Origin of the sequence: Xanthomonas campestris pv. badrii (genome assembly GCF_012848175.1) — a bacterium.
GTDB lineage: Bacteria > Pseudomonadota > Gammaproteobacteria > Xanthomonadales > Xanthomonadaceae > Xanthomonas > Xanthomonas campestris_C.
The window spans coordinates 358,254-374,050 of record NZ_CP051651.1; the positions used below are offsets into that span (position 1 = coordinate 358,254).

Here is a 15,797-nt window from a genome sequence, read left to right on the forward strand (position 1 = left end):
TGGCGCGGCCGGGTATTACGACATCTGGCACTGCCATCGAACGATCCCGCCGTGGGCAAAGCGCGAGCCTAGCGTCGTGCATGTCAAGGCGCGTTGACGTCGGCAACGGGCAATGCGTCACCGGCAGCTTGCAAGGCGTTGGCCGCACGCGTGGAAATCGCGAGGCCAGCTGTCGCGGGAACCCGGCAGGCGCTCAATCCTCGCCGATGTCCTCGTTCCACACATCCGGATTGGCGGCGATGTAGCCGCCGAGCAGGTCGATGCATTCCTGGCTTTGCAGGTCGATCACGTTGACGCCGTGCTCGCGCAGCCAGGCGACACCGCCCTGGAAGGTGACCGATTCGCCCACGACCACGGTGCCGATATTGAACTGGCGCACCAGCCCGCTGCAGTACCAGCACGGAGCCAGCGTGGTGACCATGATGGTGTCCTTGTAACGCCGCTGGCGGCCGGCCTTGCGAAAGGCGTCGGTTTCGCCGTGCACGGAAGGGTCGTTTTCCTGCACGCGGCGATTGTGGCCGCAGCCCAGCAGGCGCCCATCGTTGTGATACAGCGCCGCACCGATCGGAATGCCGCCTTCGGCCAGGCCCTGGCGGGCTTCGGCGATGGCGGTGTCGAGCAGGGCACGGTAGTCGGGGGTGGTGATCATGTGGGCTCCAGAGGCGCCGCGCCGGCAGGGCGCAGCATGTCGAGGTGGGGAATGCCGTCTTCCAGGTATGGTGCCGATGCCGGCGCAAACCCGTGCGCGGCGTAGAACGCTTGCAGATGTGCCTGTGCGCCGAGTTGAATGGCGCTGCCCGGCCAATGCGCATGCACCAGCTGCAGGCCGTGCTGCATCAAGGCATGGGCCAACCCGCGACCGCGAAACGCGCGGCCGATCACCACACGCCCGATGCTGGGCTCGGGATAGCTCAGCCCCGGCGGCAGTGCGCGCAGATAGGCGGCCAGCTCGCCGGTGTCGGTCGTTCCAAGCAGATGCAGCACACCCGGGTCGGTGTCCTTGCCATCCAGCTCGGGATAGGCGCAGCGCTGCTCCACCACGAACACGTCGGTGCGCAGCTTCAGCAGCGCATACAGCTGCGCGGTGCCGAGCTGGGCAAAGCGCAGTGATTGCCACTGCAGTTGGAGGGGCGTGGAAGAGGGCATCGCTGCATGATAGCGGCTGCATCGTGCGCGCAGGCGCCGTGCAGCATGCCGATGGCTGCGCTCAGTCGACGGCGCTGGCGGTGTCCACGGCCACCACCACCGACATGCCAGGGCGCAGTCGCGCGGCCAGCGGTTGATTTGGGTCGACGCTGATCCGCAGCGGGATGCGTTGGGCAATCTTGACGAAGTTGCCGGTGGCGTTGTCGGCCGGCAGCACGCTGAATTCCGAGCCGGCGGCCGGCGAGATCTCCTGCACGCGGCCGCGCAGGGTCGCGTTGTTCAACGCATCCACGGTGAAGCTGGCGCGCTGCCCGATACGGATCTTCGCCATCTGGGTTTCCTTGAAGTTGGCCACCACCCACAGCGTGTCCGGTACCAGCGCCATCAGCTGCGTGCCGTTGGTGACGTAAGCGCCCTGGCGCACGCCGAGCTGGCCGAGCTGGCCATCGCGCGGGGCCAGGATGCGGGTGTTGTCCAGGTTGATCTGCGCCAGTTGCTGCGCGGCCTGCGCATTGGCCACCGCGGCCTCCAGCGCGGCGCGGTTGACGGTGACGCTGCGGGCGTTTTCTTCGGCCGCCTGCACTGCGGCGCGCGCCTGCGTCACGCCCGCTTCGGCCTGCGCGCGCGCCGCGAACGCAGTGTCGCGGTCCTGCTCGGACACCAGCTTCTGGTTGGCCAGCTGCTGCGCGCGGGCATAGGCCGAGCGGGTGCGTTCGCGCTGGGCCTGCGTGCTGCTCAGCGCTGCACGCTGTTCGGCGATGGTGGCCTGCGCGCCATGCCGCTGCTGCTCCCAGTTGGCGAGATTGGCCTGCGCGGTCTGCACCTGCGCCTTGGCCTGTTCCAGTTGCTGGGCATAGATGCGGTCGTCGATGGTAGCCAGCAGCTGGCCGCGTGTGACGTGCGCAAAATCCTGCACCGACACCTGTGTGACATAGCCGCTGACCTGCGGCGCGATCACCGTGATCTGCCCGTGCACCATGGCGTTCTCGGTGCGTTCGATGGCGCTGACGAACGGCGGCAGCCGCCAGGCATACAGCACCAGCGCCACGCCGATCAGCGCCAGGCCGCCAAACCCGACCGCGCCGGTGATGCGACGGCGGCGGCGACGTTGCCGGTCGGCGATAGGGGAGGACTCTGCAGGTGTATTCATGGGCGCGCGCTGGAAGCAGGAGAGGAGGGAGAGGCGGCAGAGCGCAGATAGCGCCGCCACACCAGCACGGACAGGATCCACAGTCCGGTGGCGATGGCAATGCAGCCGATCAGCAGAAACACATCGTTATAGGCCAGCACATTGGCTTCGCGGGTGGCCACGCTGCCCAGCGCACGCACGCCCTGGGCCTGGCGCAAGGTCGGGTCGCCGATGCTGCTGCCGTACGCGCTTGCATAGGCCTGCACGCGCGCGGCCACCTGCGGGTCGGTCAGCACCAGGTGCTCCACCAACTGGCTTGAATGGTATTTCTCGCGCACCACCTGCACGCTGCCCAGCAGCGCGCTGCCCAGCAGGCCACCCATGTTCTGCGCCATGCCGAACAGCACGATGAAACTGATCAGGTTGCCGGGCTGCGCAATCACCCGGCCGATGCCGGCCACCATCGCCGGGCCGATGAAGAAGGTGCTGCCGAAGGCGAGCAGGAACTGGCTGACATACATCTGCTCGGGGCGGGTGAGGCTGGTGGCATCGGCATCCATGAAACAGCCGATACAGATGGCCGCCACCGCGATGACCAGGTGTTCGCCGATGCGCGCCGGATTGATCAGCCACGCACTGGCGGCCACGCCGACCACCGCGCCCAGCAGCATCAGCGCGAACAGGGTCTGCAGCTGGGAGTTGGCCAGGCCCAGGGTCTGGAAGAAGCCGATCGCACCAGTGCTTTGTTCGGACAGCACCAGCCGGATCAGCAGGATGGCCAGGCCCAGCCGCAGCATGTCGCCGCTGGCCAGCCAGCGCGTGTTGATCATCGGGTTGCGGCGGTTGTGCTCGATCCAGGTGGCCGCGCACAGCAGCACGATCGAGGACGCCAGCACCATGCCCAGCCACGGGGTGCTGGTCCACCACAGCAGCCGGCCCAGCGACAGTACCGCGGCCAGGCCCGCCGCCCCGGTGGCGAACAGGCCGAAGGTGAAAAAATCCAGCGGCTCGAATACCCGGTAGCGATCCCCCGGCGGCAGTTTGAGCGCCAGCACGCACGCCAAGGCGAACACCGCCAGCCCGAACTCGAACAGGTACAGCCCCTGCCACTGCCCGAATTCGAGCAGGTCGGTGGAAAACACCCGCGCCAGCGGCAACGCCAGCTGGGTGATGCCCAGCCCCAGGACCACCGCCTTGAGGCGGTATGTGTTGGGGAAGGCCTGGATCACGTAATACAGCCCCAGCGAGCTGAGCGCCGCGCCCACCAGCCCATGCGCCGCACGCACGGTGATCGCCGAACTCAGGCTGTGCACAAACAGATGGGCGAAGGCGATGGCCGCGTATAGCGCCAGGAAGATCTCGGTGAACCGGCGCAGCCCGAACTGCTGGCGGAACTTCACCAGCAGCAGGTTGGCCGACATGTTGGTCATCACATAGGCGGCCGGCAGCCACGCCATTTCAGTGCTGTAGGCGCCCAACGTGCCTTGCAGATACGGCAGGTTGGCAGTGACCAGCGCATTGCTCAGGCCCCCGGTCAGCGCCACCACCACGCCCACCAGCCCGTACTGGATGCGGCGCCGGGTCGGATGCAAGGGCGTGGAGGCCGACCCGGGCAGGGTGGGCTTTTCGTGGGGCTGCCAGTCGCGCTGAACATACTTGTCGCGCACGCAATGCTCGCGGGGCCGGTTGCAGAAGAGGTCGCAGTGTGGTCCGGTTGCGGTCACGGTGGCGTCAGCAGTGCGATAATCCCCCCATGAGCGAATCCCCCTATACCTCCGGTACCACCCATTTTGGCTTTCGCGATGTCGCTGCAAAGGACAAGCAGAAGCTGGTCGGCGAAGTGTTCACCTCGGTCGCGCGCAATTACGACCTGATGAACGACCTGATGAGCCTGGGCGTGCATCGCGCCTGGAAACGCTACTTCGTTGCCACCGCGCAGGTGAAGCCGGGCGACCGGGTGCTGGACCTTGCCGGCGGCACCGGCGACATCGCCGTGCTGCTGAAGGAGCGCGTGGGCGATGAAGGTGCGGTGGTGCTGGGCGACATCAATGCCGGCATGCTGTCGGTGGGCCGCGACCGGCTGACCAACCGCGGTCTGGTGGCCGGCTTCGATTACGTGCAATGCAACGCCGAAGCGCTGCCGTTCCCGGACCAGAGTTTCGACCTGGTCACGATTTCCTTCGGCCTGCGCAACGTGACCGACAAGGACGCCGCATTGCGCGAGATGTACCGCGTGCTGAAGGTGGGCGGCCAGGCGCGCGTGCTGGAATTCTCCGAGGTCACCGCCGAATGGTTCAAGCCGATCTACGACTTCCACTCGTTCAAGATCCTGCCCAAGCTGGGCCAGCTGTTCGCACGCGATGCCGACAGCTACCAGTACCTGGCCGAGAGCATCCGCAAGCATCCGCCGCAGGATTCGCTCAAGGGCATGATGGGCGAGGCCGGGTTTGCGCGTTGCCACTACAAGAATCTCACTGGCGGCATCGTGGCGATCCACTCCGGCTACAAGATCTGACGCCGCGGCATCGAGGCTGGCATGCGGCGCACTGGGTGCTGCATGACTGCGCAAGTGCTCGTGTTCGCTTCGCGCCGGTTGCTGCCTGCATCGGCGTGCGCACCGCCAGGTTCTGCGACTTCCGTCGCGTTGGCTCCACCAGCGGTCGGCGACACTAGGCGCCCCTTTGCCGGAGAGTTGGATGCGCTTGTACGCCGGGCTCTCGCGCGTGTTTCCCCGTTCCTTCAGCGCCAAGCTGCTGGCGGTGACCTTTGTCGGCATCCATCTGCCGCTGCTGTTGCTGATTGCATGGCTGGCCTCGCAAAGCGAACTGGGCGGGCACCTGCTGTGGTCGGTGATCATCGTGGCGCTGCTGGCAACGCTGGCCGGCACTGCCTTGACGCTTTCGGCCCTGTACCGGCTGCTGGCGCCACTGCGTATCGCCGCCGATGCACTGGATACCTACTACGCCGACCAGCGCCTGCCCAGCCTGCCCGAGCATGGCGATGACGAACTGGGCCGGCTGCTGCGCGGGATCAACCGCAGCCTGCGCGGCATCGATGCCGGCATGCGTGACCTCAAGAAGCACGCCCTGTTCGACCCGCTCACCGAGGCGCTGAACCGACGCGGCTGCGAGCAGGCCATGCGCGATTCGGTGGCCGCCGCGCAGCGCGAAGGCTGGCCGTTCGTGCTGTTCGTGCTGGACATGGACAACCTCAAGCCGATCAACGACCGCTTCGGGCACTTGGCCGGCGACCGCGTGCTGGTGCGTCTGGTGGAATCGGCCTACGGCTGGCTGGGGGCGCAGGACTGGATCGGCCGTTGGGGGGGCGACGAATTCCTGGTTGGCGTGCATGCCGGCGAGGACGAGGCCACGCTCAAGCTCAATCAATGGCTGTCCATGCTCGAACGCGAAGACGGTGAGGAAGCGCCGTTGCACCTGAGCGCGGGCAGCGCGGTTTACGCACAGGGGGTGGATGCGACCGAGCTGTATCGGCGTGCGGATGCGGCGATGTACCGTGCCAAGTTTTCCGGCGGCCGGCGCCTGGTGCGCGACGGGCATGACACGCCGCGCGGTCATCCGGTGACCTGAACGCAGCTGCATCTGCCGAGGCCTCCATGCGCCGGCTCCCTGGGCCGAGGGCTGCGCGCCACATTCTGCCAGCCATCCTTGACTCCCGCTGCCAGTCGGCCGATCGGCGGCCGCGCGGGCAGCCAAGGGCGCGTAGCGCTAAAATGCCTGATTCCTTCGCTGCGGTGCCGTCGATGCGCTTCCCGTTCCTGTCGCTGTCCCTGGCCGTGTCCATCGCGCTGGCCGGCTGTTCCAATGACTCCACGCCGCCGGCGTCCACCACCGCCGCGCCGGCCGCCACTGCCAAGGCCCCCGTGAAAGCAGACGCCCGCAACCACGACGAAAGCTCCTACGCCCAGCCGCAGCTGGTGGTCATCAAGGATCTGGCGCTGGACCTGAAGCTGGATTTCGACAGCAAGCAGATCGGCGGTACGGCCACCTACACGCTGGAGTGGAAGGACAAGGCCGCCAAGCAGCTGGTGCTGGACACGCGCGAGCTGAGCATCGCCCAGGTGCAGGCCGACGATGGCAAGGGCGGCCTGGCGCCGCTGCAGTTCGCGCTGGCGCCGGCCGACAAGACCTTCGGCAGCAAGCTCACCATCGAGACGCCGAACCAGCCCGCCAAGGTCGTGATCACCTATCACACCGCACCGACCGCCTCGGGCCTGCAGTGGCTGGAGCCGTCGATGACCGAGGGCAAGCAGTTGCCCTTCATGTTCAGCCAGTCGCAGGCGATCCACGCGCGCAGCTGGGTGCCGTTGCAGGACACCCCGAGCGTGCGTTTCACCTACAGCGCGCACGTGACCTCGCGCCCGGACGTGATGGTGCTGATGAGCGCCGACAACGACCCCAAGGCCGCGCGCGACGGCGACTACAGCTTCAAGATGCCCGAGCCGATTCCGTCCTACCTGCTGGCCATTGCCGCCGGCGATGTGGTGTTCAAGCCGATTTCCGCACGCTCGGGCGTGTGGGCCGAGCCGGCGATGGCCGACAAGGCCGCCAAGGAGTTCGAAGACACCGAGAAGATGATCGGTGCCGCCGAAAAACTCTATGGCCCGTATCGCTGGGGCCGTTACGACATGCTGGTGCTGCCGCCGTCGTTCCCGTTCGGTGGCATGGAGAATCCGCGCCTGACCTTCGCCACGCCCACCGTGATCGTCGGCGACAAGTCGCTGGTGTCGCTGGTCGCGCACGAATTGGCACATAGCTGGTCCGGCAACTTGGTGACCAATGCGAGCTGGAAGGACATCTGGCTCAACGAAGGCTTCACCACCTACGTGCAGGGCCGCATCACCGAAGCGTTGTACGGCACCGAGATGGCCGAGATGGAGCGCGAGATCGACCAGGGCGATCTGCTGGCCGAAGTGAAGGACATGCCGCCCGCCGACCAGGCCCTGGCACTGCCGCCGCTGGCGCAGCGGGATCCGGACGAAGCCTTGAGCCAGGTGGCCTACGTCAAGGGCGCCTGGTTCCTGCAGTTCCTGGAGCAGCGCTTCGGCCGCGAGGTGTTCGACCCGTTCCTGCGCGGCTGGTTCGATGACCACGCGTTCCAGAGCGCCACCACCGACCAGTTCGTCGATTACCTGAAAAAGAACCTGCTGGCCAAGAACCCCACCGCGGTGACCGCTGCCGAAGTGGATGCGTGGTTGAACCAGCCGGGCATCCCGGCGTTTGCGACCAAGGCGCGCTCGCGCAGCTTCTCCATCGTGGACACCGCGCGGATCGCCTGGAGCGGCAGCGGCACCTTGCCGAGCAAGCAGGTCACCGGCGAATGGGGCACGCAGGAGTGGGTGCATTTCCTCAGCGGCATGGGCGCCACGCTCAAGCCCGAGCAGCTCAAGCAGCTGGACGACGCCTATCACTTCACCGGCACGCCCAATGGCGAGATCGCCATGCGTTGGTACCCGCTGTCGATCCGCAGCGGCTACATCGATGCACGCCCGGCCGCCGGCGAGTTCATCGAGCGTGTGGGCCGGCGCAAGCTGGTGCTGCCGATCTATGCCGAGCTGTTGAAGACCCCGGACGGCATCGCGTTTGCCGAACAGGCCTTCGAAAAGGCCAAGCCCAGCTATCACCCGATCACCACCGCCTCGGTGGCCGAGATGATCGCCAAGGCCAAGGCGGCGGCACCTGCTGCTGCGCCGTCAGCGCCGACGCCGACGCAGCAATAAGCACGGCGGCGGCGTCACTGCCCGCAGCTGCGATGAAAAGGGAGCCTTGTGCTCCCTTTTTATTGCCCGCAGCGCGTCGCCACATGGCATTGCGCCGGTCCCTTCGCATCCGCAGACGCGCAAGCGACGCGTCGCCGGCATGTATGCGATGTGCAACGGCACACTGCTATTGTTGTTGGCGGTTTACACGTCTTCCGGAGTTGACGATGAAGTATCTGTTGAGCGCGGTCTTGTGCGTTGCGGCCCTGGGCGCCTGCACCGACCGCGAGGCGCAACGCAAGGCGCAGGAAACCGCGCAGGCGCAGGCCAGGCAAACCCAGGCCGATGCGCTCGCCAAGCAATACGACGAAGCGGTCAAGGCGCAGAACTGGGACATGGCACGTGCGCACGGCGCGGCCTTGATCGAAGGCTATGCCGGCACTGCGGCCGCCACGCGCATCGAGCCCGGCTATGCCGACATCAAGGCCAAGGGCGAGCAGGCGCGCGAGCTGCGTCGCATGCAGGCGCTCTGGCAGTACTCGCAGGTACCGGCCAAGGGCGGCACGCAGCGCTCGGCCATGATCGATGCCAAGCAGCGCGTGGATGTGGACGGCAGCGGGCCCAAGCCGGTGAGCCTGGTCTTCCGCGATCACCCGCAGTGGAAGCGCCACAGCTATCTCGTGCTCAAGGCCGGCGACTTCAAGTGCTACGGCGGCTGCAAGGTGCAGGTCGCCGCCGATGGTGGCGCGCCCCGCGCGATGGCGGCCCACCGCCCGGACACCGATGAAGCGATCGCCATGTTCATCGACGACGACAAGGCGCTGTGGAAAGTGGTGCGTAATGCCAAGCGCATCAGCATCGCCTTCCCGGTCAAGGCCGGCGGGACGCGCACGGCGGAGTTCGAGGTGGGCGGCCTGGATACCACTCAAATGCCGGGCTGGAAATAAGCGCATGGACGGCGCGATCGCCGCACGCCTGCCGCTGTCCGCCTACCGGCACTGGGTGTTCGACATGGACGGCACGCTCACGTTGCCGGTGCACGATTTCGCGTTGATCCGTCGCGCGCTGGAGATCCCGCCGGAAGACGACATCCTGCATCACCTGGCTGCATTGCCCGCCGATCAGGCGCAGGCCAAGCACGCCTGGTTGCTGGAGCACGAACGCGAACTGGCCGAAGCCGCGCAACCTGCGCCGGGCGCGCCGGCATTGGTGCGCGCACTGCGGGCCGATGGCTGCCGGCTGGGTCTGCTGACCCGTAACGCGCGTGTGCTGGCGCAGGTGACGCTGGAAGCAATCGGCCTGGGCGATGCCTTCGCCTGGGACGACATCGTCGGCCGCGACGAGGCTGTGCCCAAACCCGCGCCCGACGGCCTGCAGTATTTCCAGCAGCGTTGGGCAGTGCCTGCCGCTGCACTGCTCATGATCGGCGACCACCACAACGATCTCGCCTGCGGCCGCGCCGCCGGCGCTGGCACCGTACAGGTCAATACCCCCGGCGACCCCTGGCCCGGCCTGGCCGACTGGCGCCTGCGCGACTGCGTCGAGCTGTTGCACCACTGGCAGGCCAGTGCAGGTCACAAGAGCAGCTAACAACGCGACTGCGCGGCGGTTGCTCGGTGCGGCATGGACCACGCGGACACTCCGGTGCTGAGCACGCCGTCCGCCCCCACCTGACGACCGCTCGCTACATGTCGTCAGCCGCTCTCGATGTCCCGGCGGGAGAAGGAAATCGTCGGTGCCGTGATTGAAGCCCCTCTCCCCGCGGGAGAGGGGTTGGGGTGAGGGTACGGCCCGGGGACTGTCGGCATATTCTCAGTACATCGCGCAAAGACGCTGCACGGCGCGTGCAGCATCGATGGGTCGCGCGGTGGCTCCAGCAGTGCGGTGCCCGCTCGCATCCTTCATCCGGCGCCGTCTCCGGGCAGGCGGGGGCACGCAACGCGTTCCCACGATCACCAGCACAGTCGGCATGACCTGCCTGGGCATGCGCAGCCGCACCGTATCTCCACACGCAGGTGTGCGCAGTGCTCCATCAGCGCAACAGCACGTACGGCGCAACGTGTGCCGAATGCGTGACACCTTTCGCGCCGCGCTGTCTCCACGTTCACAAACCCTTGCTCTACCAAGGTGCTGCGACGCAACAGCGCGCTGGCACGCGCTGTGCTGTGTCTTTGCCGCATCCACCCGTTTGCGCCGTCGTCGCGTGCATCAAACGCCAGTGGCTCTTCGTTCGATTGGACTTCCACCGAGAGGGGTAGACGCAATGCACCAATCTTCCTGTCGCAGCGTTCGCAGCGGCGCGCTGCTGATGCTCGCGCTGAGCGCCGTGTTATCCGGTTGCAAGAAGGACACGCCGGCCGAAACCGCCGCGCCCGCACCTGCAGCGGCCCCGGCCGCCGCGCCACCGGCCGCTGCCGTGGTGGACACCGATAGCGAATTCACTGCCAATGCCAGCAATGCGGACAACTGGGGTGGCGTCGGCCGCGACTTCGCACTCACCCGGCACAGCCCGCTGGCCGAAATCAACCGCGACAACGTCAAGAACCTGAAGATGTCGTGGGAAATGAAGACCGACGCCACGCGCGGCCACGAAGGCCAGCCGCTGGTGATCGGCAGCATCATGTACATGGTCAGCGCGTATCCGAACAACGTGTTCGCCATCGACCTGGCCGCGCAGGACGACGGTGGCAAGGTGTTGTGGAAATACACCCCGCAACAGGACGAACGCTCGGTGGCGGTAGCGTGCTGCGACACGGTCAACCGCGGCGCCTCGTACGCCGATGGCAAACTGGTATTCGGCAGCCTCAGTGGCGATGTGATCGCGCTCGATGCCAAGACCGGCAAGGAAGTGTGGAAGCAGAAACTCGCGCACCCGGACAAGGGCGAAACCATCACCATGGCGCCGATCATCGCCGATGGCAAAGTGGTCGCCGGCATCAGCGGCAACGAGTTCGGCGTGCTCGGGCGCGTGGCCGCCTACAACCTGTCCGATGGCAAGCAGGCCTGGTCCTGCGACGCGGCCGGCACCGACAAGGCGATCTGCCTGGGTCCGGATTTCAACAAGGCCAATCCGCAACATGGCCAGCTTGGCGACCTGGGCGTCAAGACCTTCCCCAACGAGGAATGGAAGCGCGGCGGTGGCGCGGCCTGGGGCTGGTACAGCTACGACCCGAAGTTGAAGCTGGTGTACTACGGCACCGGCAATCCGGGTCTGTGGAGCCCGTCGTATCGCTGCGGCAAGACCACGCAGGAGGAGTGCAACAACGGCGAGCATGACAACAAGTGGTCGATGACGCTGTTCGCGCGCAAGATCGATACCGGCGAAGCGGTGTGGGGCTACCAGAAAACCCCATTCGACCAGTGGGATTACGACGGCATCAACGAGCCGATCCTGGTGGACCTGACCATCGACGGCAAGCAGGTCCCCTCGGTGGTGCAGTTCGATCGCAACGGGTTTGCCTATGTGCTCGATCGTCGCGATGGCACGCTGCTGCGGGCGCACAAGTTCGTGCCGGCCAACTGGGCAGAACGCATCGACATGAAGACCGGTCGGCCGGTGAAGGTGGCGGCGCACTCCCCGCTGGAACGCGGCAAGAAAGTGCAGGCGTTCCCGTCGGCGATGGGTGGCAAGGATCAGCAGCCGTGTTCGGTGGATCCGGCCAATTCAGCAGTGTTCTTCTGCGGCACCAATAACTGGCACATGGAGCTGGAGCCGCAGGAACGCGGCAACACCATGATGGGCCTGCCGTATGTGTTCGCCAACGTGATGATGAAGCCGAACGAGCCCGGTGCGCTGGGCATCGTCAAGGCCTTCGACGTGGTGGAAGGCAAGTCCAAGTGGGAGATCAAGGAGAAGTTCCCGGTGTGGAGCGGCACCCTGGTCACCGATGGCGGGCTGGTGTTCTACGGCACGCTGGATGGCTGGTTCCGTGCGGTGGACAAGGACACCGGCAAGAAGCTGTGGGAGATGAAGTTGCCTTCCGGCATCATCGGCAACCCGATCGCCTACAAGGCCAACGGTCATCAGTACGTGGCGGTGTTCTCCGGCATCGGTGGCTGGATCGGTTTGCCGGTGGCGGCAGGTCTGGACCCGTCTGATCCGTACGGCGCGCTGGGTGCTGCCGGTCTGGCGTTCGGCGCCGGTTTCGACAAGATCCCGCTCGGCGGCATGGTGCACACCTTCCGTATCGATGGCGCCGGAAAGACGGTGTCCACCACCGCAACTGCCACTGCAGCCGCAGGCGGCGGCACCGCCAACGCAGCAGCGAAGACGGCACGATGAGATCCACGCAAGGCGTTGGACGCCCGCGTCGGCAGCGCTCTGCCGGCGTGGGCGGCATGACCCGGCACCTGCGCAAGGTGCTGGTGGTTTGCAGCCTCGGACTCGTCGCCGCAGGGTGCACACGCGAGCCGTCTTCGCCGGCGGCTCGCGCTTCTGATTCCGGTGCGGCGCCCACAGCGGCGCCTGCATCCACTGCAGCGCCAGCCGCCGCGCAAGCGCCGGCCAACACGCCGCCACCCGCACCCGATCCTACGGTACTGCGCGTCTGCGCCGACCCGGGCAACATGCCGCTGTCCAACAAGGCCGGCGAAGGCTTCCAGAACAAGATTGCGCAAGTCGTCGCCGATGCGATGGGCCGGCGCCTGGAATACGAATGGCGCACTTATTACCAGCGCGGGTTGGCGCGCAGCACCATCAATGCCGGCCGCTGCGATCTGCTGATGGATCTCAACAGCGACTTCGAGCAGGGCCTGACCACGCGCCCCGTGTACCGTTCGACCTATGTGCTGGTGACGCGCAAGGGCCTGGAGCTGAGGCCGCGTTCGCTGGACGATGCGGCGTTGAAATCGATCAAGCTGGGCGTGTTCCAGAGTTCGCCCGCGCGCCAGGCGCTGTACGAGCATGGCATCAGCGGCCAGGTGCAATACCTGTTCTACGACTCGGCCACCGCACCGGAAGAACATCCCGGCAAGCTGGTGGAGCGGGTGGCTGCCAACCAGCTGGATGCGGCCGAATCCTGGGGCCCGGTGGCCGGTTACTACGCGGCGCGCAGTGGGCTGGGCGTGGTGCCGTTGAACACCATCGACGATGCGGTGCTGGAGTATTCGATGGCGTGGGCGGTGTCGCGCAAGAATGCGCAGCTACGCGATGCATTGAACAAGGCACTGCAGGACAACGCCGCAAAGATCGCGCAGATCCTGCAGGGCTATCACGTGCCGCTGGTGCGTTGCAGCGACTGCATCGTGGCTGGCGATCTGCCGTCGCATGGGCCTTACGCCACGCCGGCGTCCGCATCGACGGCGCGCAGTCCTGCCGCCTCGTCGCAGGAACTGGCGCAGCTGCAGCTGCGCATCGCCGATGGCGCCAACCCCAGCCAGGAACTGGCGCATGCGCTGGATGCCGGCGATGCGCTACGTGCGGCCTGGTTGTTGCGGCACGGTGCCGATGCCAACACGCCCAACCTGCTCGGCGAGCCGCCACTGCATCAGGCCATCCGTAACCAGGAGCCGGATCTGGTCGGCCTGTTGCTGGATGCCGGTGCACGGCTGGATGCGCGCGATGCCAGCGGCTGGACCGCCTTGATGAAGGCAGCCTGGGCCAACGATGCCGATAGTGTCAGCCGCCTGCTGCGCAAGCGCGCGCCGGTGGACACGGTGTCCGGCGATGGCTGGAGCGCGCTGGAGCTGGCGGTGTCCTACGCCGATGCCGAGGTGGTGCAGGCACTGCTTGCTGCCGGCGCAAATGCACGGCGCGCCAACGCCACTGGGTTTACGCCGGTGATGTTTGCGGTGGCACGCGACGACCCGGCCATTCTCGACGCGCTGCTCGCGCGCGGCGCCGATGTGGGGCACGCCAATCAGGCCGGTGTCACCGCCTTGATGCTGGCCGCAGCGGCCGGACGCGAGGACGTCGCCAAGCGTCTGCTGGCGGCCGGTGCCGACCCGGCGGCACGCAACCGCGATGGCGAGACCGCCGCGACATTGGCACAGGACCGCGGCGATACCGCGCTGGCTTCGCTCCTCAACGTGGCCAGGCGCCCTGCCAGACGCTGACCGTTTCATCCACCGCGTGCACGGGGTGCGCGGTGTTCCCTCCGATCAGAAAGGTTCGTTCATGCGCAAGTCCACCATGGGTTGTATCGATCGTTCCGTCCGCACTGCGCTGTGCGGCGTGCTGCTCAGTGCAGTGCTGGCGGCATGCGGCAAGGAAGACGCGCCGCCGCCTGCTCCGGCACCGGATGCAGCGGCCCCCGCTGCCGCCGGCGCACCAGCACCCGCACCAGCACCAGCCGCCACAGCAGCACCGCCGGCAATGCCCAATCTCGCCGCCGGGCCGGCGCCCGATCCGGCCACCCCGCCCGCCCCGCCGGCCACCGTGGTACCGATTCCGAAGGGGCCGGAGGTCAAGGTCACCCCGGAGCTGGTGGCCGAAGGCAAGAAACTCTATTTCTCGGCCGGCTGCAATGCCTGCCACGGGGGCACCGGTGGCGGTGGCATGTGCCCGCCGCTGACCAACGATGTGTGGGTGTACGGCAGCGACGACGACACCTTGCGCGCGCTGATCAGCGAAGGCACCGCCGCGATGATCACCCATGGCAAGACCCGCATCGGGCATGAAAAAGTCGTCGGGCAGATGCCGTCGTTCGCACCGGTGCTCAAGCCCGGCGATACCGAAAAGCTGCTGGCCTTCATCCATTCGATCAACAAGACCGCGGGCAAGGCGCAATGAGGCCAGGCGCACCGAGAGCGGCCTTCGGCGCCTGGCTGCGCCTGGCGACCATGGGCGCGCTCGGCGCAGTGCTCCTGCTGGCCGGCTGCCAGCGCGATGCGACGGTGACGGCCTCCACGGCGGCGCCCACAGCCTCCGCGCCGGCACGCGCCACCGAAGCAGCGCCGGCGCCTGCATCGCCGCCGGTGTTTGCATATGTGCCCAATCAACGCAGTGGCACGGTGTCGGTGATCGACACCGCCAGCGACACGGTGGTGCGCACGCTCGGTGCGCAGGGCCAGCTCGGCAAGCGCCTGCAGCAGGTGCTGCCCGGCCCGCAGGGGCTGCTGTATCTGATCGATGCGCAGCATCACCGGTTGATCGAACTGGACACCGCCAAGGACACCGTGGCGCGCCAGGTAGACATCGGCGAAAACGCCGAAGGGATCGCACGATCGCCCGATGGCACCCAGTTCGCCGTGTGCGTGGAAGGACAGAACCAGGTGATGCTGATCGATGCGGCGCAGTTCCGCGTGCAGGAGGTCATCGCCACGCGCGGGCAGGCACCGGAACATTGCGCGTACACGCCGGACGGGCAGTGGCTGCTCACCAGCAACGAAGGCTCCAACGACATGGACATGATCGAGCTGGCCACGCACCGGTCGCGCGGGGTGGTCGCCACCAGTGGACATCCGCGCGGGATGGCGTTCGCCCCGGACGGACACAGCGTCTACATTGCGCAGGAAACCGCCAACGTGGTGGACGTGATCGATCTGAAGACCCGTACGCGCCGCGCCAGCCTGCCGGCCGGTGTACGCACCGCCGGGGTCACCCTGTCGGCTGATGGCGCGCGGCTGTACGCATCCAATGGCGGCGCCGGCACCGTGAGCGTGATCGACACCCGGCAGGGGCGCAGCGTGGCCGAGATTCCGGTCGGCTTGCGGCCCTGGAACCCGGCACTGACACCGGCTGGCGACAAGCTGTATGTGGCCAACGGGCGTTCCAACACGGTGAGCGTGATCGATACCGCCAGTTTGCGCGAACTCAAACAGATCCCTGTCGGCGAACTGCCGTGGGGCGTGGTCATCGCGCGCTGA

General features: G+C 66.9%; 13 protein-coding genes and 1 other RNA gene. 10 read left to right on the forward strand and 4 right to left on the reverse strand.

The features are described from left to right. Positions 1-193: 193 nt before the first annotated feature. The 4 genes from HG421_RS01530 to HG421_RS01545 form a co-directional block, all read right to left on the reverse strand. Positions 194-649, reverse strand: a complete 456-nt coding sequence (locus tag HG421_RS01530) for a nucleoside deaminase (RefSeq protein ID WP_169704594.1) — start codon at positions 647-649, stop codon at positions 194-196. Next, complete coding sequence (locus tag HG421_RS01535; protein WP_169704596.1) at positions 646-1,146, reverse strand: GNAT family N-acetyltransferase; 501 nt, start codon at positions 1,144-1,146, stop codon at positions 646-648. Before HG421_RS01535 ends, HG421_RS01530 begins: the two co-directional genes overlap by 4 nt. 61 nt (positions 1,147-1,207) lie before the next feature. Next, entirely contained in the window at positions 1,208-2,296 is a 1,089-nt protein-coding gene (locus tag HG421_RS01540) for an HlyD family secretion protein (protein WP_169704598.1), read from the reverse strand. Further along, entirely contained in the window at positions 2,293-3,942 is a 1,650-nt protein-coding gene (locus tag HG421_RS01545; protein ID WP_169704600.1) for an MFS transporter, read from the reverse strand. The genes HG421_RS01540 and HG421_RS01545 overlap by 4 nt, the downstream gene beginning before the upstream one ends. Positions 3,943-4,028: 86 nt before the next feature. Here HG421_RS01545 and ubiE point away from each other — a divergent pair, with 86 nt between their 5' ends. From ubiE to HG421_RS01595, 10 genes are all read left to right on the forward strand, one after another. Beyond that, entirely contained in the window at positions 4,029-4,790 is a 762-nt protein-coding gene (gene ubiE / locus HG421_RS01550; RefSeq protein WP_046965330.1) for a bifunctional demethylmenaquinone methyltransferase/2-methoxy-6-polyprenyl-1,4-benzoquinol methylase UbiE, read from the forward strand. A 181-nt stretch (positions 4,791-4,971) separates the two neighbouring features. Then, positions 4,972-5,862: a GGDEF domain-containing protein gene (locus HG421_RS01555; RefSeq protein ID WP_169704601.1), complete on the forward strand. Its 891-nt coding sequence runs from the start codon at positions 4,972-4,974 to the stop codon at positions 5,860-5,862. 173 nt (positions 5,863-6,035) lie between these two features. Next, positions 6,036-8,012 (forward strand): M1 family metallopeptidase, encoded by a 1,977-nt coding sequence (locus HG421_RS01560; protein WP_211161808.1) that lies wholly within the window; start codon positions 6,036-6,038, stop codon positions 8,010-8,012. A gap of 206 nt (positions 8,013-8,218) precedes the next feature. Then, positions 8,219-8,938 (forward strand): hypothetical protein, encoded by a 720-nt coding sequence (locus tag HG421_RS01565; protein ID WP_169704605.1) that lies wholly within the window; start codon positions 8,219-8,221, stop codon positions 8,936-8,938. 4 nt (positions 8,939-8,942) lie between these two features. Next, a complete protein-coding gene (locus tag HG421_RS01570) occupies positions 8,943-9,581 on the forward strand; it encodes an HAD family hydrolase (protein WP_169704608.1) in 639 nt (212 codons plus the stop codon). Between the two features lie 33 nt (positions 9,582-9,614). Next, positions 9,615-9,691, forward strand: a non-coding RNA gene (locus HG421_RS01575) — sX9 sRNA. Between the two features lie 563 nt (positions 9,692-10,254). Next, a complete protein-coding gene (locus tag HG421_RS01580; RefSeq protein ID WP_343204224.1) occupies positions 10,255-12,273 on the forward strand; it encodes a methanol/ethanol family PQQ-dependent dehydrogenase in 2,019 nt (672 codons plus the stop codon). Continuing rightward, entirely contained in the window at positions 12,270-14,045 is a 1,776-nt protein-coding gene (locus HG421_RS01585; RefSeq protein ID WP_169704610.1) for a quinoprotein dehydrogenase-associated putative ABC transporter substrate-binding protein, read from the forward strand. The genes HG421_RS01580 and HG421_RS01585 overlap by 4 nt, the downstream gene beginning before the upstream one ends. A 25-nt stretch (positions 14,046-14,070) precedes the next feature. Further along, positions 14,071-14,721 (forward strand): c-type cytochrome, encoded by a 651-nt coding sequence (locus tag HG421_RS01590; RefSeq protein WP_169704612.1) that lies wholly within the window; start codon positions 14,071-14,073, stop codon positions 14,719-14,721. Further along, a complete protein-coding gene (locus tag HG421_RS01595) occupies positions 14,718-15,797 on the forward strand; it encodes a beta-propeller fold lactonase family protein (protein WP_169704614.1) in 1,080 nt (359 codons plus the stop codon). Before HG421_RS01590 ends, HG421_RS01595 begins: the two co-directional genes overlap by 4 nt.

Bases quoted from the DNA above. Each gene is read 5' to 3' on its own strand.
- HG421_RS01530 (WP_169704594.1), bottom strand. From the start codon at position 649: ATGATCACCACCCCCGACTACCGTGCCCTGCTCGACACCGCCATCGCC.
- HG421_RS01535 (WP_169704596.1), bottom strand. From the start codon at position 1,146: ATGCCCTCTTCCACGCCCCTCCAACTGCAGTGGCAATCACTGCGCTTT.
- HG421_RS01540 (WP_169704598.1), bottom strand. From the start codon at position 2,296: ATGAATACACCTGCAGAGTCCTCCCCTATCGCCGACCGGCAACGTCGC.
- ubiE (WP_046965330.1), top strand. From the start codon at position 4,029: ATGAGCGAATCCCCCTATACCTCCGGTACCACCCATTTTGGCTTTCGC.
- HG421_RS01555 (WP_169704601.1), top strand. From the start codon at position 4,972: ATGCGCTTGTACGCCGGGCTCTCGCGCGTGTTTCCCCGTTCCTTCAGC.
- HG421_RS01560 (WP_211161808.1), top strand. From the start codon at position 6,036: ATGCGCTTCCCGTTCCTGTCGCTGTCCCTGGCCGTGTCCATCGCGCTG.
- HG421_RS01565 (WP_169704605.1), top strand. From the start codon at position 8,219: ATGAAGTATCTGTTGAGCGCGGTCTTGTGCGTTGCGGCCCTGGGCGCC.
- HG421_RS01570 (WP_169704608.1), top strand. From the start codon at position 8,943: ATGGACGGCGCGATCGCCGCACGCCTGCCGCTGTCCGCCTACCGGCAC.
- HG421_RS01580 (WP_343204224.1), top strand. From the start codon at position 10,255: ATGCACCAATCTTCCTGTCGCAGCGTTCGCAGCGGCGCGCTGCTGATG.
- HG421_RS01585 (WP_169704610.1), top strand. From the start codon at position 12,270: ATGAGATCCACGCAAGGCGTTGGACGCCCGCGTCGGCAGCGCTCTGCC.
- HG421_RS01595 (WP_169704614.1), top strand. From the start codon at position 14,718: ATGAGGCCAGGCGCACCGAGAGCGGCCTTCGGCGCCTGGCTGCGCCTG.